The organism is Roseateles sp. GW821-FHT02E12 (genome assembly GCF_059421665.1).
Genome location: NZ_JBWKVK010000004.1, coordinates 883,256 through 910,005, shown reverse-complemented (window position 1 = coordinate 910,005; position 26,750 = coordinate 883,256). Strand labels below are relative to the sequence as shown.

22 protein-coding genes are annotated in these 26,750 nt (G+C 69.2%); 6 read left to right on the top strand and 16 right to left on the bottom strand.

What is annotated here, in order from left to right; all coding sequences use genetic code 11:
- Positions 1-14 precede the first annotated feature (14 nt).
- Positions 15-3,605, top strand: coding sequence for a hypothetical protein (locus AC07V5_RS26940; protein ID WP_495118700.1), 3,591 nt, complete (start codon positions 15-17; stop codon positions 3,603-3,605).
- On the opposite strand, the gene AC07V5_RS26935 is transcribed toward AC07V5_RS26940, so the two are convergent.
- The 14 genes from AC07V5_RS26935 to AC07V5_RS26870 all read right to left on the bottom strand — a co-directional run bounded on the left by AC07V5_RS26935 (position 3,584) and on the right by AC07V5_RS26870 (position 19,533).
- Entirely contained in the window at positions 3,584-4,108 is a 525-nt protein-coding gene (locus AC07V5_RS26935; protein ID WP_495118699.1) for an AAA family ATPase, read from the bottom strand. The genes AC07V5_RS26940 and AC07V5_RS26935 overlap by 22 nt on opposite strands.
- Positions 4,105-4,716, bottom strand: coding sequence for a nicotinamide riboside transporter PnuC (pnuC, locus tag AC07V5_RS26930; RefSeq protein ID WP_495118698.1), 612 nt, complete (start codon positions 4,714-4,716; stop codon positions 4,105-4,107). The genes AC07V5_RS26935 and pnuC overlap by 4 nt, the downstream gene beginning before the upstream one ends.
- On the bottom strand, positions 4,716-5,009 hold the full coding sequence (locus AC07V5_RS26925; RefSeq protein ID WP_495118697.1) for a septum formation initiator family protein: 294 nt from the start codon (positions 5,007-5,009) through the stop codon (positions 4,716-4,718). Before AC07V5_RS26925 ends, pnuC begins: the two co-directional genes overlap by 1 nt.
- 3 nt (positions 5,010-5,012) lie before the next feature.
- Positions 5,013-6,299, bottom strand: a complete 1,287-nt coding sequence (eno, locus tag AC07V5_RS26920) for a phosphopyruvate hydratase (RefSeq protein WP_495118696.1) — start codon at positions 6,297-6,299, stop codon at positions 5,013-5,015.
- A gap of 96 nt (positions 6,300-6,395) precedes the next feature.
- Positions 6,396-7,661 carry a DUF3999 family protein gene (locus AC07V5_RS26915; protein WP_495118695.1) on the bottom strand — a complete coding sequence of 422 codons (1,266 nt, stop codon included), beginning with the start codon at positions 7,659-7,661 and terminating at the stop codon, positions 6,396-6,398.
- Positions 7,642-10,362, bottom strand: coding sequence for a DUF2339 domain-containing protein (locus AC07V5_RS26910; protein ID WP_495118694.1), 2,721 nt, complete (start codon positions 10,360-10,362; stop codon positions 7,642-7,644). Before AC07V5_RS26910 ends, AC07V5_RS26915 begins: the two co-directional genes overlap by 20 nt.
- 5 nt (positions 10,363-10,367) lie before the next feature.
- Positions 10,368-10,655 carry a DUF1330 domain-containing protein gene (locus tag AC07V5_RS26905; RefSeq protein WP_495118693.1) on the bottom strand — a complete coding sequence of 96 codons (288 nt, stop codon included), beginning with the start codon at positions 10,653-10,655 and terminating at the stop codon, positions 10,368-10,370.
- 7 nt (positions 10,656-10,662) lie between these two features.
- Positions 10,663-11,520, bottom strand: a complete 858-nt coding sequence (kdsA, locus tag AC07V5_RS26900; protein WP_495118692.1) for a 3-deoxy-8-phosphooctulonate synthase — start codon at positions 11,518-11,520, stop codon at positions 10,663-10,665.
- A 3-nt stretch (positions 11,521-11,523) separates the two neighbouring features.
- Positions 11,524-13,170: a CTP synthase gene (gene pyrG / locus AC07V5_RS26895; RefSeq protein WP_495118691.1), complete on the bottom strand. Its 1,647-nt coding sequence runs from the start codon at positions 13,168-13,170 to the stop codon at positions 11,524-11,526.
- A 196-nt stretch (positions 13,171-13,366) separates the two neighbouring features.
- Positions 13,367-14,158 (bottom strand): alpha/beta fold hydrolase, encoded by a 792-nt coding sequence (locus AC07V5_RS26890; protein WP_495118690.1) that lies wholly within the window; start codon positions 14,156-14,158, stop codon positions 13,367-13,369.
- 58 nt (positions 14,159-14,216) lie between these two features.
- Positions 14,217-15,035 carry a substrate-binding periplasmic protein gene (locus tag AC07V5_RS26885; protein ID WP_495118689.1) on the bottom strand — a complete coding sequence of 273 codons (819 nt, stop codon included), beginning with the start codon at positions 15,033-15,035 and terminating at the stop codon, positions 14,217-14,219.
- A 3-nt stretch (positions 15,036-15,038) separates the two neighbouring features.
- Positions 15,039-17,609 carry a DNA mismatch repair protein MutS gene (mutS, locus tag AC07V5_RS26880; protein WP_495118688.1) on the bottom strand — a complete coding sequence of 857 codons (2,571 nt, stop codon included), beginning with the start codon at positions 17,607-17,609 and terminating at the stop codon, positions 15,039-15,041.
- 51 nt (positions 17,610-17,660) lie between these two features.
- A complete protein-coding gene (locus AC07V5_RS26875) occupies positions 17,661-18,620 on the bottom strand; it encodes a Bug family tripartite tricarboxylate transporter substrate binding protein (RefSeq protein ID WP_495118687.1) in 960 nt (319 codons plus the stop codon).
- A complete protein-coding gene (locus AC07V5_RS26870) occupies positions 18,613-19,533 on the bottom strand; it encodes a LysR family transcriptional regulator (protein WP_495118686.1) in 921 nt (306 codons plus the stop codon). The genes AC07V5_RS26875 and AC07V5_RS26870 overlap by 8 nt, the downstream gene beginning before the upstream one ends.
- A gap of 153 nt (positions 19,534-19,686) precedes the next feature.
- Between AC07V5_RS26870 and AC07V5_RS26865 the strand changes: the two genes are divergently transcribed.
- Genes AC07V5_RS26865 through AC07V5_RS26855 form a run of 3 tightly spaced genes read left to right on the top strand, consistent with a single transcriptional unit; the run spans position 19,687 to position 23,403 of the window.
- Positions 19,687-20,754 carry a porin gene (locus AC07V5_RS26865; RefSeq protein ID WP_495118685.1) on the top strand — a complete coding sequence of 356 codons (1,068 nt, stop codon included), beginning with the start codon at positions 19,687-19,689 and terminating at the stop codon, positions 20,752-20,754.
- Between the two features lie 31 nt (positions 20,755-20,785).
- Positions 20,786-22,042, top strand: coding sequence for a PEP-CTERM sorting domain-containing protein (locus AC07V5_RS26860; RefSeq protein WP_495118684.1), 1,257 nt, complete (start codon positions 20,786-20,788; stop codon positions 22,040-22,042).
- On the top strand, positions 22,039-23,403 hold the full coding sequence (locus tag AC07V5_RS26855; RefSeq protein WP_495118683.1) for a hypothetical protein: 1,365 nt from the start codon (positions 22,039-22,041) through the stop codon (positions 23,401-23,403). Before AC07V5_RS26860 ends, AC07V5_RS26855 begins: the two co-directional genes overlap by 4 nt.
- A 140-nt stretch (positions 23,404-23,543) precedes the next feature.
- On the opposite strand, the gene AC07V5_RS26850 is transcribed toward AC07V5_RS26855, so the two are convergent.
- Positions 23,544-23,858: an energy transducer TonB gene (locus AC07V5_RS26850; protein ID WP_495118682.1), complete on the bottom strand. Its 315-nt coding sequence runs from the start codon at positions 23,856-23,858 to the stop codon at positions 23,544-23,546.
- 226 nt (positions 23,859-24,084) lie between these two features.
- Positions 24,085-25,020 (bottom strand): inositol monophosphatase family protein, encoded by a 936-nt coding sequence (locus AC07V5_RS26845; protein WP_495118799.1) that lies wholly within the window; start codon positions 25,018-25,020, stop codon positions 24,085-24,087.
- 111 nt (positions 25,021-25,131) lie between these two features.
- On the opposite strand from AC07V5_RS26845, the gene AC07V5_RS26840 reads away from it, so the two are divergent.
- Both AC07V5_RS26840 and cysE read left to right on the top strand, forming a co-directional pair.
- A complete protein-coding gene (locus tag AC07V5_RS26840) occupies positions 25,132-25,878 on the top strand; it encodes an RNA methyltransferase (protein ID WP_495118681.1) in 747 nt (248 codons plus the stop codon).
- Positions 25,879-25,908: 30 nt separating this feature from the next.
- Positions 25,909-26,685 (top strand): serine O-acetyltransferase, encoded by a 777-nt coding sequence (cysE, locus tag AC07V5_RS26835; RefSeq protein WP_495118680.1) that lies wholly within the window; start codon positions 25,909-25,911, stop codon positions 26,683-26,685.
- The last annotated feature ends 65 nt before the right edge of the window (positions 26,686-26,750 follow it).

The window sequence follows — 26,750 nt, the reverse complement described above, 5'->3', positions numbered from 1 at the left end:
GCAGGAGAGGACGCGTGGCGGACTCCAAGGGCGGATTCGGCAGCTTCCCGTGGGCGAGTGCTGCCGTGCTGGTGGCCTTTGTTGCCAGCACCCAGCTCGTTCCCCATGCCTTCGAGCCGCTGCGGCCCGCCGAGAAGGCGCGCGCCCAGGCGCCGCTGGACCCCGACCTCGACGTCAACGCCCGCCTCTGGGAAGACCCCTTCACCGCGCTGCGCCGCTACGAAACCGAGCGCGCCGAGCGCTGTGAGCGCGTGCGCAAGCAGACCTCGCAGACGCTGGACATCGACTGCCGCGACCGCGTGGCCGAGGTGCGCGACCCCCAGCGCATGCTCGCCAAGCTGGACCGCGACCACGACCAGCGCCTGGACGACACCCTCATCATCATGGGGCTGCTGCCGGGTGCCGACTTCGTGGGCGCCGAGGAGGCGCGGCGGCGCGTGCGCTACGCGACGCTGGCCGGCCTGCTGGCCCAGGACTACGTGCCAGACAACGCCGAGCGCCTGAGCCTGCTGGAGTTCAGCCTGCTGGACGCTGCTGCGCTCACTGTGCCCGCCGAAGCCGCCTCGGCTGCGTCCAAGCCCGCCGACCCCGACAAGCAGGCCCGCGCGGCGCGCGCCAAGGACAACTTCGTCGTGCCCTACGAGCTGCTGTCCGCGCGCTCCGAGCACCGCCGCAGGCCCGACAGCGAGGGCGAAGCCAAGGCCGACAAGCCGCGCCGCTACGGCCAGATCGCGCTGCTGTGGGTGGACGAAAACTCCCTGCCCAACCGCAAGCTGGATGCGCTGGCGCGGCTGACGCACCAGCTGATGGGCCGCGCGGCGCGCAATCTCGCCGCACCCGGCGGCGTGGACAGCCAGCGCCTGCCCAGCCTGGCCGTCATCGGCCCGTCGTCCACCGATGCGCTGCGTGCCGCCTTGATGGACCTGCGCTGCGCGGCCGACCGCAAGCACGCCGCCGCAGCTGCGCTGAGCCCGGCGGCCAGCGCCGCGGCCGCCCGCTGCAGCTCGGGTGTGGCCGGCGCGGCGAGTGGCCTGGCGCCCGACCTGCAGGAGGGCTACGAGCTGCTGTCGCGCGCCGAGTTCTACAACTCGGCCTCGACGGCGCCCAACAGCATGATCAGCGAGCTCAGCGACCAGAAGCTCGAGTCCTTCGTCACCGATCAGTTCAACCGCATCACCGGCGTGAACCCGGTGCGGCCGGTGCAGATGGTGCGCACCATCGGCACGGACGCCGAACTCATCAAGCGCATCGTGGCCGAGCTCGGCCTGCGCCTGCCGCACGAGGGCCGGCGCGTCGTCATCGTCGCGGAGCGTGATTCGCTGTACGCCCAGTCCCTGGTCAGCGAGTTGCGCTACCGGCTGCCCGACGGCCGCCCGCAGGACCAACCGTTGAAGGTCGAGGTCATCTACTTCTTCCGCGGCATCGATGGTGTGACGACGCGGGAGTCCAGTGGCGCCGCTGCGGCCGGGCCACCGCCCAAGACCGCGCCGCTGGAATGGCCGGAAAGCCGCGACCAGCTCGACTACCTGCGTCGCCTCGGCGCCGAGCTCAAGCGCAGCGAGGCCGACGCCAGCCGCCTGCCCATCGGGGCCATCGGCATCTTCGCCAACGACGTGCACGACAAGCTGCTCGTGCTGCAAGCCCTGCACGAGGACTTTTCCGACCGCATGTTCTTCACGACGGACATGGACGCGCGCTACCTGCATCCGCGCACGCAGGCCTTCACGCGCAATCTCGTCGTCGCCAGCAGCCTGCCGCTGGCCTTCTACCCGCCGCCGGCCAGTGCCCCGGCGGGCGCCGTGGACCTGCAGGCCGGCACGCCGCCGCTGCGCGACATCTACCAGGCCAGCACCTACGCCGCGGCACGCCGGGCGGGCTGCCGCAGCGACAGCTGCAAGCGCGATGAGAAGCTGGCGCTGGAGCCGGCACTGCAGAAGCCCTCGCTCTACGAGGTGGGCCGCTCCAGCGCGGTGCCGCTGGCGGGCTATGCGCTGGAAGCGCGGCCGACACCGCCGAGTGCCGGGCGCAGCGGGCTGGCGATGCTGATGGTCATCGTCATGGGCGGCGTACTGCTGGCCTGGCCGTCGACCCCGGCCATCAAACAGGCGCGCCGCGTCTTCCTGCGCGAGGCGACGATGGACAACCAGCCGCAGATGGACATGACATCCATCGTGCTGGTCGCCCTGCATGCCGGCCTGTTCGCCTACGTGCTGGCCAGCCTCATCGAGTTCCTGCTGCCCAGCCAGCTCGGCTTCGTGCACGCCTTGCTGCTGGCCAGTCTGGCCGCCTTCGGCGCGCTGCTGGCCGTGCTGCCAGCCCTGCTGCAGGCGCGGCGCGAGCAGCCGGCCCCGCCCGACCAGCACGCCGGCGTCGACCGCCTGCACCTCGTCATCGTGCTGCTGGTGGTGGCCGTCTGGGTTTGGCTGGCCTGGCCGGCTGGCGGCTGGAGCCAGAAGGGCATTTGCGACAGCTGCGAGCCCGTGGCCTGGCTGGAGGGTGTCAGCGCCTGGCCGTCGCACCTCATCCACCTGCTCGCGCTGTTTGCCATCCTGTGGACGCTGGACTGGGCCTGGGCCGACTCGCTCAACCAGCTCAGGCATGACTCCGACTGGCTGCGCCTGCCTCGGCCCGTGGCCAAGCCCGTCGTGCGCAGCGACATGCGCCAGCTCGTGACTGGCTGGTTCGAGCATGTCAGCGTGCTGTTCTGGAAGTCCGGCGTGGGCTACAGCTGCGACTTCGACCAGCTCTGGCAAGAGTACGGCGAGCGCGGCGAGGCCCGCCCGCGCGCCGCGCGCACGTTGGTCTGGTATGTGCTGACGATCTGCTGCGTCGGGCTGCTCTTCCTGTGCCTGTCCGAAGGCCAGATCCCCGAAGTGCCCGTGCGTGGTGACGAGCACCGCCAGATGGTGAGCGCGACGCTCTACGCGATCCTGCTGATGCTGCCCCTGCTCGTCGTCGCCGTGGCGGACGCCACGGTGCTGCTGGTGCGCTTCCTGCGCCACATGAATGCCGGGCGCAGCTTCTACCCCGAAGCCACCATCGAGATGTTCGCCAAGGCGCTGGGCGAGGAGCACCGGGCGTTGTGGGCGCAGCGCTTCAGTGCCCGCCCCGAGGACCGCAGCAAGGATGGCGGCGGATTTGCCGTGCACACGCTGCTGGACGACTGGATCGACGTGCAGGTGGTGGCCCGCCGCAGCACGCCGGTGGCGCGGCTGGTCATCGGCCCCTTCGTCGTGCTGGCCCTGCTTGTCGTTGCGCGCAGCCGGCTGTTCGACAACTGGTCGCTCACGCCGGCCATCGCCATCGGCGTGTGCTTCTATGTCGCGGTGTTGATCGGCCTGACCGTGCTGCTCAAGCGGGCCGCGGAAACGACACGCCGCCACGCCATCGCCTCCATGCAGGCCGACCTGCGCTGGCTGGCCGGCAGCGGCAAGCCGCTGTCCGATCTCGTGGAGCCCTACAAGCGGTTGATCGCGTCGGTGGAGAACGAGCAGTGCGGCGCGTTCGCGTCGTTCTTCGACCAGCCCCTGCTGAAGGCCCTGCTGGTGCCGCTGGGCGGCGCGGGGGGCACGCAGCTGTTCGACTACCTGTTGCTGGGGCGCTGAATCGAAGTAATGGCGGCGATGGCGGTGGCCAGGCGCTCGGCGTCGTCGCCGGCGATGTCCACCCAGGCCATGTCGCCATCGGCCAAGGCCGTGCGCAGCCGGGCGTCGAAGGCCTGGCGCACGCCCGGGCCGTCGCGCAGGAAGCCATCGGCCTGCCAGGGCAGGTCAGGGGCACACAGCAGCGTCAGGTCGCAGCGGCGCTGGAAGGCCAGAGCACTGGCGAGCAGGCTGTCGTCGTTGAAATAGTGCTGGCTGCACAGTGCCGTGATCAGCGGCGTCGTGTCGCAGAACACCAGCTCATGCTGGCGGGCTGCTGCCTCGATGCGCGCGGCTTGCTCGGCGGCGATGTGGGCCTGCTCGTGCTGTTGCGGCGTGCGGCCGTGGGTGTCGCACCATTCGCGCAGGTATTCGCTCACCAGGCCCGCGTTGAAGTGCGTGGCCAGCGCTTCGGCCAGCGTGGACTTGCCGGTGCATTCCGCCCCCAGCAGTGCAACGAGTTTCAAGCGCGCCTCCAGGCGCGCCAGCCGATGACGCTCATCGGGATGAAGCCGGCGTACAGGATGACGGTCAGCCAGTAGCCCTTGAGCCCGAACAGCACGACGCTGACGACGTTGACAACGATCCAGGTCGGCCAGTTCTCTTCGTATTTGCGCGCCAGCAGCCATTGGCCGAGCAGGCTGGCCACCGTCGGAAAAGCGTCCCAGTAGGGCAGGGGGCTGTCGGTGTTCCTGGCGAGGAAGAGGCCCAGAAGCGGCCAGGCGGCCAGCGTCAACAGCGCGGGTTTGACGAGGCCTTGCAGCCCCAGCCGGCGCACTTTCAAGACATCGCCTTCGCGCGTGCGGCCAAAGCGCCATTGCCACCAGCCCCACAGCGCCAACGCCGCGAACACGAGCTGCAGCCCGGCTTCGCCGTAGAGCTTGCCGTCCCAGAAGAGGGCGAAGTACATCAGCGAGCTGATGAGGGCCAGCGGCCAGGCCAGCAGGTTCACCCGCATGTTGCAGATGACCATCCAGACGGCCAGCACGAAGGCGACCAGCTCCAGCCAGGAAATGGGGCTGCCGAAAGCCGTGAAGGCCGGCGCCAGCAGCGCCGCCCAGGCCGTGGCCAGCATCAGCGCTTGCCCGCCGAGGCTGCGGGCGTGGTGACGGGCACGAAGACCTCGTCGGACTTGATCATGCCCAGCTCGAAGCGGGCCTTTTCTTCCACCATCTCCAGGCCTTCGCGCAGATCGCGCAGTTCAGCCTGCAGCTGGGCGTTGCGGGCGCGTGCCTTGTCGTTCTCGACCTGCGCCTGCGCCACCTCCTCCCGGAGGTGAGCCACATAGGGAATGCTGCCCCGGCCCACCCAGAGCTGGGCTTGGATGGCCACCACAAAAAGGGCCAGGACCAGGGCGAGAGCCTTCAACGCTTACTTGAGGTTGTAGAAGGCAGCGCGGCCGGGGTAGACGGCAACGTCACCCAGGTCTTCTTCGATGCGCAGCAGCTGGTTGTACTTGGCCATGCGGTCCGAGCGCGACAGCGAACCGGTCTTGATCTGGCCGGCGTTCAGGCCGACGGCGATGTCGGAGATGGTGCTGTCTTCGGTTTCGCCCGAGCGGTGCGAGATGACGGCCGTGTAGCCGGCGCGCTTGGCCATCTCGATGGCGGCGAAGGTTTCGGTCAGCGTGCCGATCTGGTTGATCTTGATCAGGATCGAGTTGGCGATGCCCTTGTCGATGCCTTCCTGCAGGATCTTGGTGTTGGTCACGAACAGATCGTCGCCGACGATCTGCACGTTCTTGCCCAGGCGGTCGGTCAGGATCTTCCAACCGTCCCAGTCGCCTTCGGCCATGCCGTCTTCGATGCTGATGATGGGGTACTTGTCGACCCACGTGGCCAGCATGTCGGTCCACTCCTGCGAGGTCAGCTGGATGCCGCCTTCGCCTTCGAGCACGTACTTGCCGTCCTTGTAGAACTCGCTGGCGGCGCAGTCCAGGCCGATGGCGATCTGCGAGCCAGCCTGGTAGCCGGCCTTGTCGATGGCCTGCAGGATCAGCTGGATGGCGGCCTCATGGCTCTCGACGCTGGGCGCAAAGCCACCTTCGTCGCCCACGGCGGTGGAGATGCCCTTGTCGTGCAGGATCTTCTTCAGCGCGTGGAAGATCTCGGCGCCCCAGCGCAGCGCTTCGCGGAACGAAGGCGCGCCCACGGGGATGATCATCAGCTCTTGCAGGTCCAGCGAGTTGTTCGCGTGGGCGCCGCCGTTGATGACGTTCATCATCGGCACCGGCAGCTGGCAGCCGTTCATGCCGCCGAAGTAGCGATACAGCGGCAGGCCGGACTCTTCAGCCGCGGCGCGGGCCACGGCCATCGAGACAGCCAGCATCGCGTTGGCGCCCAGGCGGCTCTTGTTCTCGGTGCCGTCCAGGTCGATCAGCGTCTTGTCCAGGAAGGCCTGCTCGGAGGCGTCCAGGCCCAGCACGGCCTCGGAGATCTCGGTGTTGATGTGCTCGACGGCCTTCAGCACGCCCTTGCCGAGGTAGCGACCCTTGTCGCCGTCGCGCAGCTCGATGGCCTCGCGCGAACCGGTGGACGCACCCGACGGCACGGCCGCACGGCCCATGACGCCGGACTCCAGCAGCACGTCGCATTCGACGGTGGGGTTGCCGCGGCTGTCGAGGATCTCTCGGCCGACGATGTCAACAATGGCGCTCATTCGTGTGTCTCCAGGAAGTGAAAATTCGGGCGGGCGGAAGTGTGCCAATCCAGCGTTACCGCGTCACATCAATCGACCGTTGCATTGCGCGCGAGTTTAAGTGCTGCCGGTTTCAGTCGGCCCCTGGCGCCACAGCCGCCAGGTCACCGCGGCCAGCGCGGCAACACCCAAAGCGAGCACCGCCCACAGCAGAACGCGGCGCGGTGGCAGCTTCGGCTCGGCGGGTACCGCCTGTGCGGTGAACGTGCCCAGGCTGGACACGCCCAGGCGCTGCTGCTCACGCGGCCAGTCCGGCACCACGTCAGTCAACGGGCGGGGGCCGGCATCCGGCGCGGCGAGGCCCACCTGCAGGCTGAATGGCGGCTCGCCCTGTGCGGCCCACACGAGGCGGGCGGTGCGTACCGTCCAGCCCAGTTGAAGGCTGCCGGCTGGCGGCAGTGCGGTGCCGCGCGGGGGCAGCAGGCGCAGCTCGCTGGCGCCCAGTGCGAGTGGCAGCTCGGGCGCAACATCGGCTGACGCCGCGCCGCGGTCGACGCGGTAGAACACGCTGCGGGCTACGGTCTGCCAGGCCGCCTGTGGGCCTGAGCGGGTCTGCACCTGCACCGGCAGCACCCAGGTGCCCTGGCTGCCCGACAGCGTCAGGCTCAGCAGCGGCTGCGGGCCGCCCAGCGGCACCACCCAGCCGCCATCGGCATCCGGTGCGGGCAGCGGCGCGGTGCGCTTGAGTTGCTGCGGCGCCAACCCGGCGGGCTGGGCGAGCAGCGTGACGCCGTCGGGCTGCACGGCGCGGGCCGAGTCCTCCCAGACCAGGCGCAGATAGCGCTGCGGCCGGGCGGGCAAGGCCACCAGCGGCTGGCTCAGCGGTGCGCCGTCGGTGGTGCGCACGCCCAGCAGCTGTCCGGTGCCGAGGAAGCGCCAGGCTTGCAGATCCGCGCTGGTTTCGAGCCTGTAACCGGCCTGGAAGGCGACCGCGTCGGCGGGCCAGCGCAGGCGCAACTGTTGTGGCTCTGCGGTCCAGCGGTCGGGCTCGCCCAGGTCCAGCAGCCAGCCGGCGGGTGCCTTGTTCGGCGGTGCCGAGGCCGGCACGGGCGCCGGCGGCAGCGCAAACAGCTTCAGCTCGCGCTCGGGCGGAAAGACGAAGCTGTTGTCAGGCAGCAGTGCGAACGGCACGCGCCGGCCTTGGGCGTCGAGCAACTGCCAGTCGCGCAGGTCGCTACCGAGGCTGTGTTGCCATGCCTCGGCGCTGGCGTCCAGCGTCAGGAAAGGTGCCGGCTGGGTGACCTGTACCGGCGCGCGGTGGGGCGATGCACTGGCCGATGTGGCGGCCAGCAGCATCAGCAGTTCAAGTAGGCGTTTTTTCATCTCGGGACGAACCGGCCGAACCAGAAGAACCAGGTAGAGGCGCGACATAGCCGATCACCAGCATCAGCACGCCCACGCCGATGAAGGAGACGATGCGCAACACGGTGCCGCTGCCCTGCAGGTCGAACACCATCAGCTTCAGCACGACGGCACCCAGCAGCACGGCGCCGGCCAGCCAGGGCGCGCGCTGATGGCGGCGCGTGCCGAGCATCATCAGCACCAGGGCCAGTGCGCTCCAGAGCAGTGCCAGGCCGGTCTGCACGCCGCGCGAATCCAGCCAGCCGTCCACGTGATACGGCACGCCGCCCCAGTGGTGGAAGCAGCGGATCAGCATGCCGTTGAGCCACAGGAAGGCCAGCGCCGCGGGCGCGGCCAGCGTCTGTTGCGGCAGCTTGAGCGCAGCAGCGGCCGGGCTGCGCAGCCACGCGACGACGGCCAGCAGCGCGGCGGCGATGCCGAGGTCCAGCGGGTTCAGCACGGGGATGTAGGGCAGAGGCTTGGCGCTGCCGGGGCTGGCCCAGTTGGCGATGAGCACCCAACCCGCGAGCGCCAGGCTCAGCACGGCGCCGGCGGCCTGGGCGTAGGCGGCCGGCGCCAGGCGCAGCGGCCAGGCCTGGCGCTCGGGTGCCCGGCGTTGCTGGCGCAGCACGGCGGCCAGCAGCAGCGCCGGCACCAGCAGCCAGCCCAGCCAACCCCAGGCGCTGCCCGGGTCGCCGAGGTCGGCCGTCCAGTAGCTGCCCTGCAGCGCGCCGAGCAATGCGAAGGCCAGCAGGCTGCCGGCATGCGTGGCGTTGCGCAGCAGCGCGGGCCAGTGCGGTGCCGTGCTTTGCAGCACCCCTGCCTGGGCGACCCAGGCCAGCGGCAGCGCCCACAACCCACCGGCCGACAGCGGCGCGCCGTGCAACACCGTGCCGGCGATACCGAGCAGCCCCCAAGCCGGCAACAGCAGCGCCGTCGGCCACGCAGCCGTAGGCCAGCGCCACAGCGCCTGCAAGCCCAGCAGCAAGGCGCTTGCGGCGGCGATCAGCGCGACGCTGACGGCCCACTCGTGCGGTGCTGGCACCCATTGGTCGAGCACGATGCCTGCGGCTACCGCGAGCCACACCGTGCCCCAGCCGACCAGCGCGAACGCGACCCCCGCATGCCAAGGCTGGCTGTCGTCACGGCCCAGGAAACGCGCGGCGCCCAGCCCGGCCGCGGCGATCAAGAGGGCGTTCAACAGCTGCGACGGCGCGTGCAGGCCGCCCGCGTCACCGCGAGAAAGCGACCACACCAGCGTGAAGCCACCCAGCGCCATCAGCGCCAGGCCGCTGGCCAGCACGCGCAGGCGGTGTTGGCGCAGGCCCAGCCACACGGCGCCCGCGCCCTCCAGCGCCCAGGCGCCGGCGGTGGCTTCGGCACTGAGTGCAAAGGGAATGACCAGCGTGCCGAACACGGCGCCCAGTGCGATGAAGGCCTCGAACACGAGGGCGTGCGCCGGGCGACGCCGCGCCCAGGCGGCCAGGCCCACGTAGGCCCCGCCGATCACCAGCGCGGCGAAGGCGATGGCCATCGAATCGGGCTTGAGCAGCGCGTACTGCATCCCCGAGCCGAAGACGGGCACGCCGAACAGCAGCGTGGCCTGCAGCCAGACCTCGGGCTGAATCGGGTTTTTCGCACGGCGGCCGGGCATCAGCAGCACGGCGGTGAACAGCAGCCAGAAGGCGATCAGGAAACTTTGAGCGACGGCGTAGTCGGCGGGTGTGTAGGCCGTCAGGCCCCAGGCGCTCGCGATGAGGGCGGTGAAGCTGAAGGCGATCAGGTTCAGGCGCGGCCAGTGCTTGAACCAGGCGACCAGCGCCACGCCCAGGCCCAGCACAAAGTCGTAGCCCAGCAGCATGGCAATGGCGCCACCGCCGGTCGACAGCAGCAACGGCGTTGCATAGCCGCCCAGTGCCGCGACGACGGCCAGCGCCTGTGCGTCCTGCTTCACGGCCAGCAGCGCGGCGAGCAGTGAGACGGACAGCATCAGCGCGAATACCAGCGCCAGCGGCTGCAATCCAGCCAGCTTCACGGCAGCGAACAGCGTCAGGTAGACGACGGCCACGCCGCCGCCCTGCAACAGCAGGCCATAGCCGCGCGAGCGCAGGCGCAGCCGCCAGCCGATGGTCAGCAGCGCGACGCCGGTGGCGCCAATGCCGGCCAGGCGAACTTCGAGCGGCACCGTGACGTTTTCTGCCGCGAAGCGCGCCAGGAACACGAGGCCGAGGAAGAGCATGGCCAGCCCGACCTTGACGATGGTGTTGGCCGCCGCCAGGCGCTGGGCCCAGGCGGGCATGGGGATGGGGCGGCGTGGTGCGGGCACCGGAGCCGGCGGTGGCGTCGGCTTGGTAGGTGAGGGGGCGGCGACGGGTGTCGTGATCACCGGCGCGGCCGGCACGGCGGCGGCCGGTTCATGCCGTGGAGGCGCGGCCTCGGCGGTGGGTGAGGGCGTCAGGACGGGTTGGGCAACCGGCAGCACGGGCGCGGCTGCCGGTTCGGCCGCTGGCAGGCTCACGGGTGCGCCTGCCTTCAGTTGCTGCTCCAGGTTGGCGATGCGCCGCGCCTGTTGCTTCTGCTGCCAGCCCAGCCAGCCCACCGCGGCGCCGAGAAACGCGCCGATCAAACTCTCCGAGGCGAAGCCACCGAACAGCGCGCCCAGCAGCAGTGCGACGATGGCCACGCCGCTCAAACGCCTTCGATCAAGACCATGCGCATGACGGCGATGCCCTCGCGGGCCTCGCGCGCCGCGCCGTACTCGGGCGAGTCGTAGAAGGCCTGCGCGGCTTCAGGCGTGGGGAACTTCAACAGCACCACGCGCTCCGGCGTCCAGTCGCCCTCGAGCACCGTCGTCTTGCCACCGCGCACCAGCACCTCGGCGCCGTGTTCCTTCATGGCCAGCGTGGAGAGGCGCCGGTAGTCCTCGTATTGCGCTGGGTTGGTGACCTTGACGTTCGCGAGGATGTAGGCGGCCATGAATTTCTCAGCAGGAAAAGTCGTTTTCCAACAAAGGCTGCTGTTTGACAACACGATCCAGCGCCACCAGTTGCTGCAGCAGCGTCTTCATGTGCTTGAGCGGGACGGCGTTGGGGCCGTCGCTGAAGGCCTCGGCCGGATTCGGGTGCGTCTCCATGAAGAGACCGGCCACACCGACGCCCACGCCGGCCCGGGCCAGCACGGGCACCATCTCGCGGGCACCGCCACTCGAGCCACCCAGGCCGCCGGGCTTCTGCACCGAGTGGGTGACGTCGAAGACCACGGGCGCGCCGGTGTTGCGCATTTCAGCCAGGCTGGTCATGTCGGCGACCAGGTTGTTGTAGCCAAAACTGACGCCGCGCTCACAGGCGAGGAACAGGTCTTCGGACAGGCCCACCTCGCGCGCGGCGGCGCGGGCCTTGTCGATGACGTTCTTCATGTCCCAGGGCGCGAGGAACTGGCCCTTCTTGATGTTGACCGGCTTGCCCGATTGCGCGACCGCACGGATGAAATCCGTCTGACGGCACAGGAAGGCCGGGGTCTGCAACACGTCCACCACGCTGGCGACCTCGGCCACTTGGCCAGCATCGTGCACGTCGGTCAACACCGGCAGGCCGGTCTGGCGGCGCACCTCGTCGAGGATCTTCAGGCCGGCTTCCATGCCGACACCGCGCTTGGTGGTGCCGGACGACCGGTTCGCCTTGTCGAACGAGCCCTTGTAGATCAGCGGAATGCCGAGCGTCGAGCACGCCTCTTTCAACAGGCCGGCGACGTCGAGCGACATCTGCAGGCCTTCGATCGAGCAGGTCCCGGCGATCAGGAAGAAGGGTTTGTCGATGCCGACGTCGAATCCGCAGAGCTTCATGGATCAGACCTTTTGATGGTGTTCCAGCGCGGCCTTGATGAAGGCCGTGAACAGCGGGTGGCCGCCCCAGGGCGTGGACTTGAACTCGGGGTGGAACTGCACGCCGACGAACCAGGGGTGCACTTCGCGCGGCAGCTCGACCATCTCGGTCAGCTTCTCGCGCTGGGTGATGGCCGAGATGACGAGGCCGGCCTGCTGCAGGCGGTCGAGGTAATGCTCGTTGGCCTCGTAGCGGTGGCGGTGGCGCTCGGTGACGACCTTGCCGTAGATGTCCGCGGCCAGCGTGCCGGGCTTCACGTCGGAACTTTGCGCGCCCAGGCGCATCGTGCCGCCGAGGTCACTCTTCTCGTCGCGCTTCTGGATGCTGCCGTCGGCGTCCTGCCATTCGTCGATCAGCGCGATGACGGGGTGGGGCGTCTCGGGTTCGAACTCGGTCGAATTGGCACCTTCCAGGCCGGCCAGGTGGCGGGCCACCTCGATGGTCGCGACCTGCATGCCCAGGCAGATGCCCAGGTAGGGCAGCTTGTGTTCACGGGCGTACTGGGCGGCGAGGATCTTGCCTTCCACGCCGCGCTTGCCGAAGCCGCCTGGCACGAGGATGGCGTCGAACTTGGCGAGGTCGCCCACCGTCTCGGGCGTCAGCGTCTCGCTGTCGACGTACTCGATCTTCACGCCGGCGTGGTTGTGGATGCCGGCGTGGCGCAGTGCTTCATTGAGCGACTTGTACGAGTCCGACAGGTCGGTGTACTTGCCGCACATGGCGATGGTGACGTCGGTCTTGGGGTTCTCGACCTCGAAGACCAGCGTGTCCCAGCGCTTCAGGTCGGCGCTCTTGGTGTTGAGCTGCAGCTTGGTGCAGATGAGCTGGTCCAGCCCCTGCTCGTGCAGCAGGCGCGGCACCTTGTAGATGGTGTTCACGTCCCACATCGAGATCACGCCATATTCCGCGACGTTGGTGAACAGCGAGATCTTCTCGCGCTCGTCGTCGGGAATGCGGCGGTCCGCGCGGCACAGCAGCGCGTCGGGCTGGATGCCGATCTCGCGCAGCTTCTGCACCGTGTGCTGGGTCGGCTTGGTCTTGAGCTCGCCGGCGGCGGCGATCCAGGGCACGTAGGTCAGGTGGACGAAGGCGGTGTTGGTCGGGCCGGCCTTCAGGCTCATCTGGCGAACGGCCTCCAGGAAGGGCAGGGACTCGATGTCGCCCACCGTGCCGCCGATCTCGACGATGGCCACGTCCACTGCGTCGGGCGTGCCGATGCCGGCACCGCGCTTGATGAATTCCTGGATCTCGTTGGTGATGTGCGGAATCACCTGCACCGTCTTGCCGAGGTAGTCACCCCGGCGTTCCTTCTCGAGCACGGTCTTGTAGATCTGGCCGGTCGTGAAGTTGTTGGTGCGCTTCATCCGGGTGGTGATGAAGCGTTCGTAGTGGCCCAGATCGAGGTCGGTCTCGGCGCCGTCGTCTGTGACGAAGACTTCACCGTGCTGGAAGGGCGACATCGTGCCGGGGTCGACGTTGATGTACGGGTCCAGCTTGATCAGGGTGACTTTGAGGCCGCGCGATTCGAGGATGGCAGCCAGGGAGGCCGACGCGATGCCCTTGCCCAAGGAGGACACCACACCGCCGGTGACGAAGACGAATTTGGTCATGTCTTGCAGCACGCAGAACAGCATGCTGAGGTGGGAAATTACGATTGTAAATGGGTTGGCCCCTCGTCCAGTCTCGCCGCGCTGAACGCGGGCGCGCCTAGCCGGTCCCTCGGGGGGACGGCGATGCTTTTGGCATTGAGCCAAAAGCACATCGCCCGCGGGCCGGCTAGGGAGCGGCCCGGCGCTTGGCCTGCGGCTAAGTCAAGAGATTCAGCACGAGGTCCGCCGTCTCGTCCGGCTTCTCGAAGGGAAACAGATGGCTGCCCTCCATCCAGCGCCAGTTCTCCCCGGCCAGCTTCTTGGACGCCGCCGCCCCCGCCTGGCGCAGTTCGGCCGAGCGCGTGCCGCCGACGAAGGCGACCGGGCATTGCGGCGGGCGCAAGCGCAGCAGCAGGGGCAGGTGGTGGGGCAGGGTGCGGTAGACATGGGCCTCGACCTCGCGCCGGAACCGCAGCTGAACCTGGCCGTCGGCCTCCTCGAAGCCAGCATCGATGTAGTCGGCCAGCACGCGCGGGTCCCAGCGGGCGAACATCTTCTTGGCGGAGAAGTGCTTGTGCACGGCCTCGCGGTCCGGCCAGACGTGGCGGCGGTCGCGGGCGATCTTGGAGGGGCCGTAGCGGTGGATCAGGCCCGTCGTCTTGGCCATGGCGACGGCTGCGGCCTTCATGCCGGAGACCACGGGCGAGTCCAGCATGACCAGCTGGCTGACGAGATCGGGCCGGCGGCAGGTGGCCATCAGGCTCAGCATGCCGCCCAGGGAATGGCCGACCAGGGCGATCTTGCCCTGGGGCTTGACGTCATGCTCGATGAAATGGATCAGCTGGTCGCGCAGGCGGCGCCAGTCGCCGGTGACGGGGAAGCGCGGGTCGTGGCCGAAGCGGTCCAGGGCCTCGACGCGCCAGCCCGCGGCGCGCCAGCGCTCGAACAGCACACGGTAGCAGCCCGCGGGGTAGCTGTTGGCATGGGAGAAGACCAGCGTTTTCGTCATGGCCTCGCAGTGTGCCTGCGTGGTGATCGGCCGTTTTGGAGTGCAGCCTCCAGACCGCTCAGTCGCGCGGCAACTGGAGCTCGATCGCGCGGCGCTTGCCGGCGTGGATTTCGTCCAGGCTGCGCTTGAAGCTGGGAATGCTGCGAAACAGGCGGTCGAAGCTGCCATCTGCCAGCGCCGCACGCAGGCCGCGTTCGACGCGATCGGCCAGGGCCGGGTTCTTGCGGCTGGTGAAGAAGTAGAACGGCACGCTGTAGTGCAGGAACAGGTCCTCCTCGATGGCCAGGCCGCTGTGCTGGCTTTGCTCGTACCAGGCTTCGTAGACGCCGCGCGGCATGTAGTCGAAGCGGCCGGCGGCCAGCATGGCGAAGAGCTGTTCGTAGCCTATGGACGTGACCACGGGCAGGCCGTTGGCGCGCAACACGGCGGTCGACGGCCAGGTCTCGCCGGCGCCGGCGCTGAACTGGCGCAGCTCGGCCAGGCTGCGCACGGCGCGGAAGCGCGCCTGGTCGCCCTTGCGGATCAGGAAGACGCGGTAGTCGTTGAGCTCGCGCAGCAGCGAGATGCGCACGGGCAGCAGCTCGGCCTCGCGCCTGGGGTCGGTTCCGTCCCAGATCAGGTTGAGGGCGCCGTCATTCGTCAACTCGGCAAACTGGCGCGGGCCGCTCATGGCCTCGTCGTAGTGCCGGATCTCGAAGGGGCCGTCGCTCGTGCGTGTCTTTTCCAGCGCCAGGCGCAGCAATTGCGGGAAATAGCTGGCGTGCTCATGCGCGCTGGGCGCGAGCTGCGGAACGGTGATGCGCAACGGCTCCGCCGCGCGCGCCAAGGGCAGGGCGGCAGCAGACAGCAGGGCCAGGGCGGCGCGGCGCCGGGTCATCGTTCAGCCGTTCGCCAGGCGCTTGAGTTGGTACAGCGCCTCCAGGGCTTCGCGCGGCGACAGCGTGTCGGGGTCGACCTTGGCCAGGGCCTGCAGCAGTTCGCTCGGCTCGGGCAGCGGCGGCGGCGCGGGCGGAGCGGCGAAGAGATCGAACTGGTCGTCGGCCGCGTTCTGCCGCGCCTCCAGCGCTTCCAGCGTCGCACGCGCCTGGCGCACCAGGCTGGCGGGCATGCCGGCCAGCTTGGCCACCTGCACGCCGTAGCTGCGGCTGGCCGGGCCGGGCTGCAGCTCGTGCAGGAAGACGATGTCCTCGCCGCTCTCCACGGCCGACACGTGCCAGTTCTGCGCCTGTGCATGCTTGGCGGGGAACTCGGTCAGCTCGAAGTAGTGCGTGGCGAACAGCGTGAAGGCGCGCGTCTTGTCGTGCAAGTGGCTGGCGATGGCCGAGGCCAGCGCCAGGCCGTCGAAGGTCGACGTCCCCCGCCCGATCTCGTCCATCAGCACCAGCGACTGGTCCGTCGCTGAATGCAGGATGGCCGCGCCCTCGGTCATCTCCAGCATGAAGGTGGACTGTGCGTTGGCGAGGTCGTCCGCCGCGCCGATGCGGGTGTGGATGGCGTCCATCGGCCCCAAGCGGCAGCTCGTGGCGGGCACGTAGCTGCCGATGGCGGCCAGCAGCGCGATCAGCGCCACCTGGCGCATGAAGGTGCTCTTGCCGCCCATGTTCGGGCCGGTGATGACCAGCAGCTTGGTGCGTGCGTCCAGCTTGCAGTCGTTGGGCATGAACTCGGTGCCGCCCGTCTCGGCCAAGCGGCCTTGCACGACCGGGTGGCGGCCGGCTTCGATCTCCAGACAGGGCTGCGGCACGAACTCGGGCCGGCACCAGTTCAACGTGACGGCGCGCTCGGCCAGCGCGGCCAGCGCGTCCAGGCCCGCCAGCGTGCGGCCCAGCGCGGTCAGCGGCTCCAGGCGGGTGATGAGGGCGTCGATGACCTGCTCGTACAGCAGCTTCTCGCGCGCCAGCGCCCGCTCGTTGGCGGACAGCGCCTTGTCCTCGAAGGCCTTCAGCTCCGGCGTGATGTAGCGCTCGGCGTTCTTCAACGTCTGGCGGCGCTGGTAGTCCATCGGCACCTTGTCGACCTGGCCCTGCGTCACCTCGATGTAGAAGCCGTGCACGCGGTTGAACTGCACGCGCAGATTGGCAATGCCGGTGCGGGCGCGCTCGCGGGTTTCCAGGTCGAGCAGGAAGCCGTCGCAGTTCTGCTGGATGCCGCGCAGCTCGTCCAGGTCGGCATCGAAGCCGTCGGCGATGACGCCGCCGTCGCGCGTCAGGATGGCCGGCTCCAGCGCGATGGCGCGCTCCAGCAGCTCCTGGATGTCGGCCGGCGGGTTCAGGCTGGCGTCGCGCAGGGCAGCGGGTGTGGTGGCGCGCAGCTGGGGCAGGGCCTGCAGCGTGGCGCGCAGGCCGGTCAGCTCGCGCGGGCGCACCTGGCGCAGGGCGATGCGGGCGGAGATGCGCTCGACGTCGCTGACCGATTTCAGCGCCTCGCGCAGCGGCTCGAAGCCTTCGTCATGCAGGGCCGCAATCGCGTTGTGGCGCGAGACCGCCTCCGCGCGGTCGCGCTTGGGGTGCAGCAGCCATTGGCGCAGCGTGCGGCTGCCCATGCCGCTCTTGCAGGTGTCCAGCAGCGAGAAGAGGGTGGGGCTGGGCTCGCCGCGCAGCGTCTGTGTCAGCTCCAGGTTGCGCTGGGTGGCGGGCGGCAGGTCCAGCAGGTCGCCGCTGCGTTGCACACGCAAGGACCGCACGTGGGCCAGCGCGCGGCCCTGCGTGTGCTCTGCAAACGCCAGGAGCGCGCTCGCGGCGGCGTGGGCGATGGCCAGTTCGTGAGCGTTGAAGCCCTGGAGGCTGGCCACGGCCAACTGCTCGCATAGTTTGCGCTGGCCCAGCGTCGCGTCGAACTGCCAGCTCGGCCGGTTCGTGACCGGAAAGCGCGCTTTCATGACGCCCGCCGGCTGCTGCTCTCGGTTCACCAGCACCTCGGCCGGCGACAGCCGTGCCAGCCAGGCCGGCAGCTCCACGTCGCTGCACTCGGCCAGGCCGATCTCGCCCTGCGTCAGCGACAGCCACGCCAGCCCATGCCGACGGCCGTTGCCGGAGACGGCGAGCAGCACGGCGTCCTGCTTGTCGGCCAGCAGCTCGGTGTCGGTGATGGTGCCGGGCGTGACGACGCGCACCACCTTGCGTTCCACCGGCCCCTTGCTGGCGCCGACCTCGCCCACCTGCTCGGCAATCGCCACGGCCTCGCCCAGCTTGATGAGCTTAGCGAGATAGCTCTCCAGCGCATGCACCGGCACGCCGGCCATGATGACGGGCTGGCCGGCGCTCTGGCCACGCTGGGTCAGCGTGATGTCCAGCAGCGCATTGCACTTGCGGGCATCGTCGTAGAAGACTTCGTAGAAATCGCCCATCCGGTACAGCAGCAGCGTGTCCGGGAAGTCCGCCTTCAGGCCAAGATATTGGGCCATCATGGGCGTGTGCGGGGCGAGATCGGGGGCGGCGGTGTCGGCTTTCATCGAGCCGCGCATTATCCGGGCGACACCGGGTCGATCCGGCACGGCGCCGCCTTAGTCCGCTGGCACCCTCAACGCCCGCTCACGCTCTTTCGCAATGCGCGCCGCGAAGTCGGCGGCGCTGCCTCCGGTCGGCAGGTTGCTGACGTCGAGGATCCGGGTGCGGATCTCGGGCTGGCGCAGCGCTTCGTTGACGAGGGCGTTGATGAGCCGCAGCCGCTCCGCCGGCACACCGCGAGGTGCGAACAGGCCGAAGGTGGACACCAGGTTGGCCTCCGGAAAGCCCAGCTCGGCCAGCGTCGGCACATCGGGCAGCACCGGCAGCCGCGTGGGTGCCCCCACAGCCAGCGCTTTCAGTTGCCCGAGGCGAACGTACTGCAGCTGCTGCGCGGCCACGTTGGACGACAGCAGTTCGAACTGGCCGGCCAGCGCATCGGTCAGCTGCTGGCCGCCGCCCTTGTAGGGAATGTGGGTGATGGCGACGCCCGCCGTGGCGCGGATCTGCGCCAGCACCATGTGGCCGACCGTGGCCTGGCCGGACGTTGCCCAGCGCAGCCGGCCCGGTGCGGCCCGCGCGGCGGCGAGCATGGCGGCGAAGTTGGCGGGCTTGAACGACGGGTGCGCCAGCACCAGCACCGGTGTGTCCATCAGGCTGACGACCGGCACGACGTCGCGCAGCAGCGCATCGTGGCCGCGGCCCACAGGCCCCGATGCCGGCGCGGGGGCGAAGACCAGTGGCGAGATTGCGCAGTAGGCCAGCGTGTGGCCGTCGGGTGCGGCGCGAGCGAGCGACTCCAGCGCCACCGTGCCGCCGGCGCCGGCGCGGTTCTCGACGAGGACGGGCACCTTCAGCCGCGCGCTCATGAAGTGGGCGAGCCCACGGGCGGTGTCGTCGCTGACGCCGCCGGGTGGGTAGGCCACGATCAGGTGGATGGGCCGTGCGGGCCACGGCTCCGGCTGCGCAAACGCGGGGCCGGCCGCCGCAGCCAGCGTCAGCAGCGCGCGCCTACGCATCCCGGTAGCCCTGGGCAATGCGGCGGGCCAGCGCCAGGAAGGTGGCGGTGGGGCCTTCCTGGTCGTGCGTGCGGTAGGCCACGGTCAGCGGCGCTTCGAGCTGGGCGTGCTTTTCCAGGGGCCGGCAGACGATGGAGTGCGGGTGCATGCCGCGCATGGAGGACGGCACGACCGAGAGCCCGGCCCCGGCGGCGACAAGGTTCATGTTGGTCATCATCCGGTCGACCTCGATGAAGCTGCGCGGCCGCACGCCGTCGCGCTCGCACAGCGCCAGGAAGTTGGCGTAGAGGCCCGGCGCGCCGGGGCGCCGTACGAGGATGAGGTCTTCGCCCTCCAGCTCGGCCAGTGGCACCGGCGTGGTCGATGCGCGCGGCACGGCCGCCAGCCGGTGGTCCAGTGGCAGGGCCAGCAGCGCGGGCTCGGTCAGCAGCGTCTCGAAGCTCAAGGCCTCGGGCTGCGCGACCGGCACGCGCAGGAAGCCGCAATGCAGCTTGCCCTTGGCGATGGCCTCGATGAGGCCGGCGGCGTTGTCCTCGGTCATCGTCAGCGCGATGCCGGGCTGCTCGCTGCGGCTGGCGCGCAACACTGCGGGCGTGAAAGCGTGCGCGGCGGCGGAGCTGGTAAACCCGATGGTCAGCAGCCCGTGCTGGCCGGTGGCGAGGCGATCCATGCGGTCGCGCATGTCGGTGTAGTCGCGCAGCAAGCGGCGGGCTTCGTCGAGGAATTGCCGGCCGCCGTCGGTCAGGCTCACGCCCTTGGGGTGGCGGTGCAGCAGCGCCAGGCCCAGCTCCTGCTCCAGCGCCTTGATCTGCTGGCTCAGCGGTGGTTGCTGCATGCCCAGCAACGCCGCGGCACGGGTCATGTGGCCGGTCTCGGCCACGGTCACGAAATAGCGCAGCTGCCGCAGGTCCATCGCTGGCTTGTCTCCATATTGAAAACGTCTTGAATTTGGTTGTTTAGTGTATTTGACGCTATGGAGTGCCGTCACTAAGGTCCGCCCCGGATTCAACAAAGCCGAGCAGCACGAGGAGTGCTGACGAGGCCAACACAACAACCGGAGACAACCATGAAGCCCCAACTCTCAAAGGCGGCCTGCCTGGCCCTGGCCGCCGCGGCCGCAGGCGCGCAGGCGCAGACCACCAGCGTGCAGCTGTTCGGCCTGTTCGACATTGGCGTGCAGGCGCTGAAGGCCAGCGGCACCGACCGGCGCTACCTCGTCAACAGCGACGGCAACACCTCCAGCCGCTTCGGCGTGCGCGGCACCGAGGACCTGGGCGGTGGGCTGAAGGCTGGCTTCTGGCTGGAGTCGGCCGTGTCCGTGGACGACGGCACCAGCGGCGCCACAAGCACCAACAACAAGGACTCGGTCAGCGGCGGCCTGACCTGGGGCCGGCGCGCGACGCTGCAACTGGCCGGCAACTGGGGCGAGCTGCGGCTGGGGCGCGACTACGTGCCGTCGTTCGGCAACCTGACGACGTCCATGCATCCCTTCGGCACCAACGGCGTGGGCAGCTCGGGCCTGCTGTTCTACCCGGCGCCGGCGGGCGGCACGACGGCGCGCACCAATGTGCGGGCGTCCAACTCCATCGGCTACTTCCTGCCGCCCGACGTCGGCGGCTTCTATGGCCATCTGATGCTGGCGCTGGGCGAGCAGGGCGCCGGGCCGACGCGCAAGGACGGCCAGCTGCAGGGCATCCGCCTCGGCTGGCGCAACGAGGCCTTCAACGGCTCGGTGGCCGTCTCCAAGACGCGTTACGCGACGGGCGACTACACGCAGAGCAACGTCGGCCTTTCCTACAAAGTGGGTCCGGCGCGGCTGATGGCGCTGTTGGGCGAGAACAAGGTCGGCATCACGAAGACGACCGCGACGATGCTGGGCACGCAGTGGGAGGTGTCGCCGCAGGGCGAGGTTCGCTTTGCCTACACGCAGCTGAAGGCCCGGGGCGTGGCCAGCGACGCGACGCACATCGCGCTGGGCTATGTGCACGACCTCTCCAAGCGCACGGCGCTGTACGGCAACGTCGCCCGCATCGACAACAAGGGCACCGGCACGCGCTTCAACGTGGGCCTGGCGGCGACGGTGCCGGGCGGCAACAGCAGCGGCGTCGAGGCCGGCTTTCGCCACAGCTTCTGACCCCGCTTCAACTCACAGAAGGAGCATGACCATGCAATCCCAAGCCCAATCCCTGCGCCTGGTCGGAGCGATCGCGCTCGCGGCGGCTGCGCTGGCGCCGATCGGCGCGGCTGCCGACACGACGACCATCCTCTTCGTCGGCAACAGCTACACCTTCGGCCGCGTCGACCCGGTGATGAGCTACAACGCCGCCGGCATCCACGACCTCACCGCGGCGATGTACGCGGCCAACCCGAGCGGCGCCAACGTCTTCGAGCCGCATCCCTGGGGCGGTGTCCCCGGCATCTTCAAGCAGTTCACCGTGCAGGCCGGGCTGGACTATGAGGTGTCCATGTCGGCCCGCAATGCGGCCTCGCTGCGGGGCCAGTTCCTCAACACCAACAGCGCGGGCTGGGACTTGCGGGGCAACATCGGCGCGCAGGCCTGGAACAAGGTCGTGCTGCAGGAGCAAAGCGACGAGCCGCTGACCAAGCAGGCCGGCCTGGCGTCCAACCCGGCCTACTTCAGCACCTACACCAACCTGATCGAGAACTGGGTCCATCAAGGTCAGGCGTTGAGCTACCGTGAGCGCGACCTGATCGGCGGCACGAACGCCAAGTGCGCGGACATGACCGGTGCGACCACGGGCACCTGCTCGCTGCTGCGCAACGTGGCGGCCAACACCCACGCCAACGCGAACGCCGACGTCTATCTGTACCAGACCTGGGCCCGGCCCAACCTGGTCAACGCGCCGAGCAAGACGATCACCGACGACATCACTGGCGCGGTAACCCCGACCGGGCAGCCCGCGCCGTCCTTCTATCCCTCGCTGCAGGTGATGACGGACGACCTGAAGCAGGCCTATGCCGCAGCGGCGTTGATGGCCGGGGCGGATGGCTCGGGGGGCATTGCCGGTATCGCGCCGGTGGGTGAAGCCTTCATGCGCGCCATCGCATCGGGCGTCGCGACGCCCGACATGTATGCGCCAACGGCGGGAACGGATGGCCTGCCCGACCTGTGGTTCGATGACGGTACGCACGCGAGCAAGTACGGCTCCTACCTGAGCGCACTGACGCTGTTCGGGACGATCACCGGTGTCGATCCGACGGTGCTGGGCGCGGGCGAGATTGCCGCGCACGACCTCGGCATCAGCGCACACGACGCCGTACTGCTGCAGCGCGTGGCCAGCGAGCAGCTCGGCTTCGCCGCAGCGGTGCCGGAGCCGAGCTCGTTCGTGCTGGCGGGCCTGGGCGTGGGACTGCTGTGGATGCGGCGTCGCCTTCAGGGCTCGCAAGGGAGACAAGGATGACGTTGAAGCGGACGGCGCTTGTCGGCGCATGGATCGCGTTCACCCAGGTGGGCGGCTTGCCGGCTGCCTGGGCGAAGACGCCAGGTGCCGCCACCCTCGACATGGCGGCCGAGGCCGCGCCGGTGCCCACGGCCTGCCCGTCGGGTGTTGGCGCGGGCACCACCTGCCTGAGCGGCCAGGACAGCGCCGGCGCGTTCTACTTGATCGCCATGCCCAAGCCCTGGAACGGTGACCTCGTCGTGCATGCGCACGGCGGGCCTTTCCTCGGCGTGCCGACGGCCAAACGCGTGGTGGAGGACCTGGAGCGCTGGTCCATCATGCCCAGGCTGGGCTATGCCTGGGCCGCGTCGAGCTACCGGCAGGGCGGCGTTGCCGTCACCGCCGCGGCCGAGGACAGCGAACGGTTGCGGCGCCTGTTCATCGCCAAGGTGGCCAAGCCCCGGCAGGTCTATCTGCACGGCCAGTCGTGGGGGGCGAGCGTGGCGGCCAAGGGCGCCGAGCTGTTCGCCGATGGCAAGCCCTACGACGCCGTGCTGTTGACGGCCGGCGTGCTGGGGGGCGCCACGCGCAGCTACGACTTCCGGCTCGACCTGCGCGTCGTCTACCAGTACCTGTGCCACAACCACCCGCTGCCCAGCGAGCCGCAGTACCCGCTGAACATCGGCCTGCCCGCCGAGGCCAGGCTGACGCAGGCCGACCTGGCCAGGCGCGTCGACGACTGCCTGGCGCTGAACAAGCCAGCCGCTGAGCGCGCACCGGAGCAGGCGGCGAAGATCAAGACGATCACCGACGTGATCCGCATCCCCGAGCGCAGCATCCAAGCCCACCTGAACTGGGCGACCTGGCACATCCAGGACATCGCGCTGAAACGCACGGGCGGCGCCAGCCCCTTCGGCAACGTCGGCGTGGTCTACACGGGCTCGGCGGATGACGCGGCGCTCAACGCGGGCGTGCTGCGCTACACGGCCGATGCCAAGGCGCTGGCAACGCTCGCGGCGGATGCGGACCTGGGCGGCAAGATCCCGGTGCCTGTGCTGACCGTGCATGCCGTTCAAGATGCGACGGCGATGGTGGAGCTGCAGGACAGCTTCGGCCGCACGATGGCGGCGGCAGGGCGCGGTGACGCGCTGGTGCAGACCTACACCGGCGACCGCGATCACAGCTATCTCAGCGACCCGACGTATGCGGCGCTGATGGAAGCGCTGGCCGCCTGGACGACGCAGGGCCGGAAGCCCACGCCCGACGGCATCGCCGCCGGCTGCGAGAAGGCCAAGGCCACGCTGGGGTCGACCTGCCGCTTCGAACCGGGCTACGTCCCCAAGCCGTTGGAAACCCGTGTGCCGGTGCGCGCGAAGCCATAAAAGAACAAGGCCCGCAATGCGGGCCTTGTTGATTCAGCGAAGCGCTCAGTTATCGAAGCGCTTAATCATGCCAGCGCCCTGCATGGCGCTGTCCTTCGTGAGCCGTCAGACAGGCCGCAGGGCCTGTCTTCGGTGCGCACTCAGTCTTCCGACTTGAACACCAGCTTGACTTCGTGCGTCTGCGGAGCGCCGGTGCCTTCGAACTTCCACTGGCTCAGGGCTTCGGTGGCGGCACGGTCGAACACGCGCTTGGGTTCGGCTTCGACGATGGCGACATCCGAGACCTTGCCGTCACCGGCGATGGTCATCTTGGCGCGGACGCTGCCGGAGTTGATGTTCTTCTTCACGGCCTCGCCGGGGTACTCGGGGGCCACCTTCTTCAGGACCTTGGCATCGGCGTGAGCCAGGGAAGCAGCGGCGACGAGGGCGAGGGCGACAGCGGAGCGGGCAAACATCTGGTAGCGTCTTTCGGCGTTTGGGATTGAAGGAATAAGCGGCTTTTGGCCGTGTTGCAGAACGTATTCTGGCCAGTCGAGCCCCCTCAGGTAAGGGGTTCGGCCGTGCAGAAGTCACGTCGCAATGGTCGGGTTAGCCCGCGGGCGCGGCGGCCGCCAACTCCTTCACGGCGCAGGCGCAAAAAAGCCCTCGCGAGGAGGGCTTGCAGGCAGGTGCGAGGCGGGCTCAGAGCGGCGCGTCGTCGCCTTCGTTCTTCTTGATGCGCACCGGAGCGCGCTTCTTGGGCGCGGCGGGGGCAACCTCCGCCTCGGCGGCCGGGGCCGCAGACAGGCCGGTTGCAGCCTCTTCTTCCTTGATGACGCGGGTGTAGGGCGACAGCATGGTCACGAGCTGGCCGTAGATCTTGGGGTTGCCGGCGACGACCTCCCGCTGGTGCAGATAGTCAGACTCGCCGGTGAAGTTGCCAATCAGGCCGCCGGCCTCCGTGATGATGAGCGAACCCGCCGCCACATCCCAGGGCTGCAGGCCGGTCTCGAAGAAGGCGTCGTAGTAGCCGGCGGCGACGTAGCAGAGGTCGAGTGCCGCGGCGCCCGGGCGGCGCAGGCCGGCGCAGTGCTGCATGACTTCCTCGAACATCTTCACGTAGCGCTTGAAGTTGTCGCCACGGCGGAAGGGGAAGCCCGTGCCGATCAGCGCGTCGCTCATGCGGGTGCGCTTGGACACGCGCAGGCGGCGGTCGTTCAGGAAGGCGCCGCGGCCCTTGGTGGCGTAGAAGAGGTCGTTGCGGGTCGGGTCGTAGACGACGGCCTGCTGCACGACGCCACGGTGAGCCAGCGCGATGGACACGCAGTACATCGGCAGGCCGTGGATGAAGTTGGTGGTGCCGTCCAGCGGATCGATGATCCAGACGTACTCGGAATGCTTGGCGCCGTGGGTGCGGCCCGACTCTTCGGCGAGGATGCCGTGGTCCGGGTAGGCGCCCAGCAGCGTCTCGATGATCACCCCTTCTGCGGCGTGGTCGACCTCGGTGACGAAGTCGTTCGGGCTCTTGGTGTTGATGCGCAGAGCTTCGAGGTCCAGCGAGGCGCGGTTGATGATGGCGCCAGCCGCACGCGCCGCCTTGATGGCGACATTGAGCATGGGATGGTGAGACGTTTGCAGCATGCGTGGCACTCGCGGGAAAGAAGGGGCTGACGGAAGGAAAGAGCGGCGGGACCCATGGAGGCGGCCCGGATAATCACGCGATTCTAGCCGCAGCCCCCGTACAAACCCGTGGAATCCACACGCTTCGTTCTCATCAACACCAGCCACGCGGGCAACGTGGGCGCTACGGCGCGGGCGATGAAGGTGATGGGTTTCCACGACCTCGTGCTGGTGGCGCCGCGCTTTTCCGACGTGCTCTGCCATGAGGAAGCCGTGGCCATGGCCAGCGGCGCGGCGGACATCCTGGCGCGGGCGCGTGTCGTCGACACGCTGACCGAGGCGCTGGATGGCGTCGACTACGCCTGCGCCACCGCGATGACGCCGCGCGACTTCGGCCCGCCGACACACGAGCCGCGCGCGCTGTTCGCCCAGCTGGCCGCCCGCGAGGCGCCGCCCCGCCTGGCACTGGTGTTCGGCTCCGAGCGCTACGGCATGAGCAACGAGGACGTCTACCGCTGCCACGCCGTGCTCAGCATCCCGACCCACCCGGACTACGGCTCGCTGAACCTGGCGCAGGCCGTGCAACTGCTGGCCTACGACCTGCGCCAGGCCATCGGCGGCTTCGGCGTGCAGGCTCGCACGCCCAACGCCGAACTGGCCGATGCCCGCGCCGTGCAGGGTCTGCTCGACCACCTGCAGGCCGCGCTGACCGACATCGGCTACCTCGACCCTGCCGCGCCCAGGAAGCTCATGCCGCGCCTGAACCAGCTCTTCAACCGAGCCGGCCTGACGAACGAGGAAATCCACATCCTGCGCGGCATTGCGCGGCAGATGCAGAAGACCTCAACGCCTGCAAGCCCAAGCGACCCCACCTAGACTGGCCAGCCTTTCTCCCCTGGCAGCACCATGTTCCAGCGCCTGCGCGAAGACATCGCCCTCATCCTCGAACGCGATCCGGCCGCCCGGTCGGCGTGGGAGGTGCTGACGTGTTACCCGGGCCTGCACGCGCTGATGTTCCACCGCCGCGCCAACTGGATGTGGCGTCACGGCTTCAAATGGGCGGCACGTTGGCTGTCTCACTGGAGCCGCTTCCTGACCGGCATCGAGATCCACCCCGGCGCGCGCATCGGCCGCAAGGTCTTCATCGACCACGGCATGGGCATCGTCATCGGCGAGATGGCCGAGATCGGTGAGGGCTGCACCATCTACCAAGGTGTGACGCTGGGAGGCACCTCGCTGGTGAAGGGTGCCAAGCGGCACCCGACGCTGGGCCCGGGTGTCATCGTCGGCGCCAATGCCAGCGTGCTGGGCGGTTTCACGGTCGGCGCGGGCGCCCGCATCGGCTCGGGTGCCGTCGTCACCAAGCCCGTGCCCGCCGGAGCCACCGCGGTGGGCAACCCCGCCCGGATCATCGAAGCCGCCAGCGAGCAGGCCCGCGAGGAAGCCGCCGCCAAGATGGGCTTCTCGGCCTACGGCGTGACGCAGGGCGACGACCCGGTCGCCATGGCCATGCGAGGCCTTATCGACAGCGCCTCGGGCCATGAGCACCAGATCGCGCTGCTGTGGAGCGCGGTGTGCAAGCTGTCGACCCAGGCCGGCCGGCCGGTGGGCGACTGCGTGCCCGACGACGCCCAGCGCGACGAGGCCTTCGACGCGGCCGAGATGAATCGCCTCGTCAAGTAGGCAAGTAGGCCGAGCGGCGAACAGCGCCGCAACAAATGAAGCAAGCCGCATCGGCCTGTGAAACT

Excerpts from the sequence above, each read along its gene's own strand:
- AC07V5_RS26915 (WP_495118695.1), bottom strand. The coding sequence starts at position 7,661 with ATGAAAAAACGCCTACTTGAACTGCTGATGCTGCTGGCCGCCACATCG.
- AC07V5_RS26870 (WP_495118686.1), bottom strand. The coding sequence starts at position 19,533 with ATGGACCTGCGGCAGCTGCGCTATTTCGTGACCGTGGCCGAGACCGGC.
- pyrG (WP_495118691.1), bottom strand. The coding sequence starts at position 13,170 with ATGACCAAATTCGTCTTCGTCACCGGCGGTGTGGTGTCCTCCTTGGGC.
- AC07V5_RS26905 (WP_495118693.1), bottom strand. The coding sequence starts at position 10,655 with ATGGCCGCCTACATCCTCGCGAACGTCAAGGTCACCAACCCAGCGCAA.
- AC07V5_RS26855 (WP_495118683.1), top strand. The coding sequence starts at position 22,039 with ATGACGTTGAAGCGGACGGCGCTTGTCGGCGCATGGATCGCGTTCACC.
- cysE (WP_495118680.1), top strand. The coding sequence starts at position 25,909 with ATGTTCCAGCGCCTGCGCGAAGACATCGCCCTCATCCTCGAACGCGAT.
- mutS (WP_495118688.1), bottom strand. The coding sequence starts at position 17,609 with ATGAAAGCCGACACCGCCGCCCCCGATCTCGCCCCGCACACGCCCATG.
- pnuC (WP_495118698.1), bottom strand. The coding sequence starts at position 4,716 with ATGCTGGCCACGGCCTGGGCGGCGCTGCTGGCGCCGGCCTTCACGGCT.
- AC07V5_RS26865 (WP_495118685.1), top strand. The coding sequence starts at position 19,687 with ATGAAGCCCCAACTCTCAAAGGCGGCCTGCCTGGCCCTGGCCGCCGCG.
- kdsA (WP_495118692.1), bottom strand. The coding sequence starts at position 11,520 with ATGAAGCTCTGCGGATTCGACGTCGGCATCGACAAACCCTTCTTCCTG.
- AC07V5_RS26890 (WP_495118690.1), bottom strand. The coding sequence starts at position 14,158 with ATGACGAAAACGCTGGTCTTCTCCCATGCCAACAGCTACCCCGCGGGC.
- AC07V5_RS26850 (WP_495118682.1), bottom strand. The coding sequence starts at position 23,858 with ATGTTTGCCCGCTCCGCTGTCGCCCTCGCCCTCGTCGCCGCTGCTTCC.
- AC07V5_RS26875 (WP_495118687.1), bottom strand. The coding sequence starts at position 18,620 with ATGCGTAGGCGCGCGCTGCTGACGCTGGCTGCGGCGGCCGGCCCCGCG.
- AC07V5_RS26885 (WP_495118689.1), bottom strand. The coding sequence starts at position 15,035 with ATGACCCGGCGCCGCGCCGCCCTGGCCCTGCTGTCTGCTGCCGCCCTG.
- AC07V5_RS26860 (WP_495118684.1), top strand. The coding sequence starts at position 20,786 with ATGCAATCCCAAGCCCAATCCCTGCGCCTGGTCGGAGCGATCGCGCTC.
- eno (WP_495118696.1), bottom strand. The coding sequence starts at position 6,299 with ATGAGCGCCATTGTTGACATCGTCGGCCGAGAGATCCTCGACAGCCGC.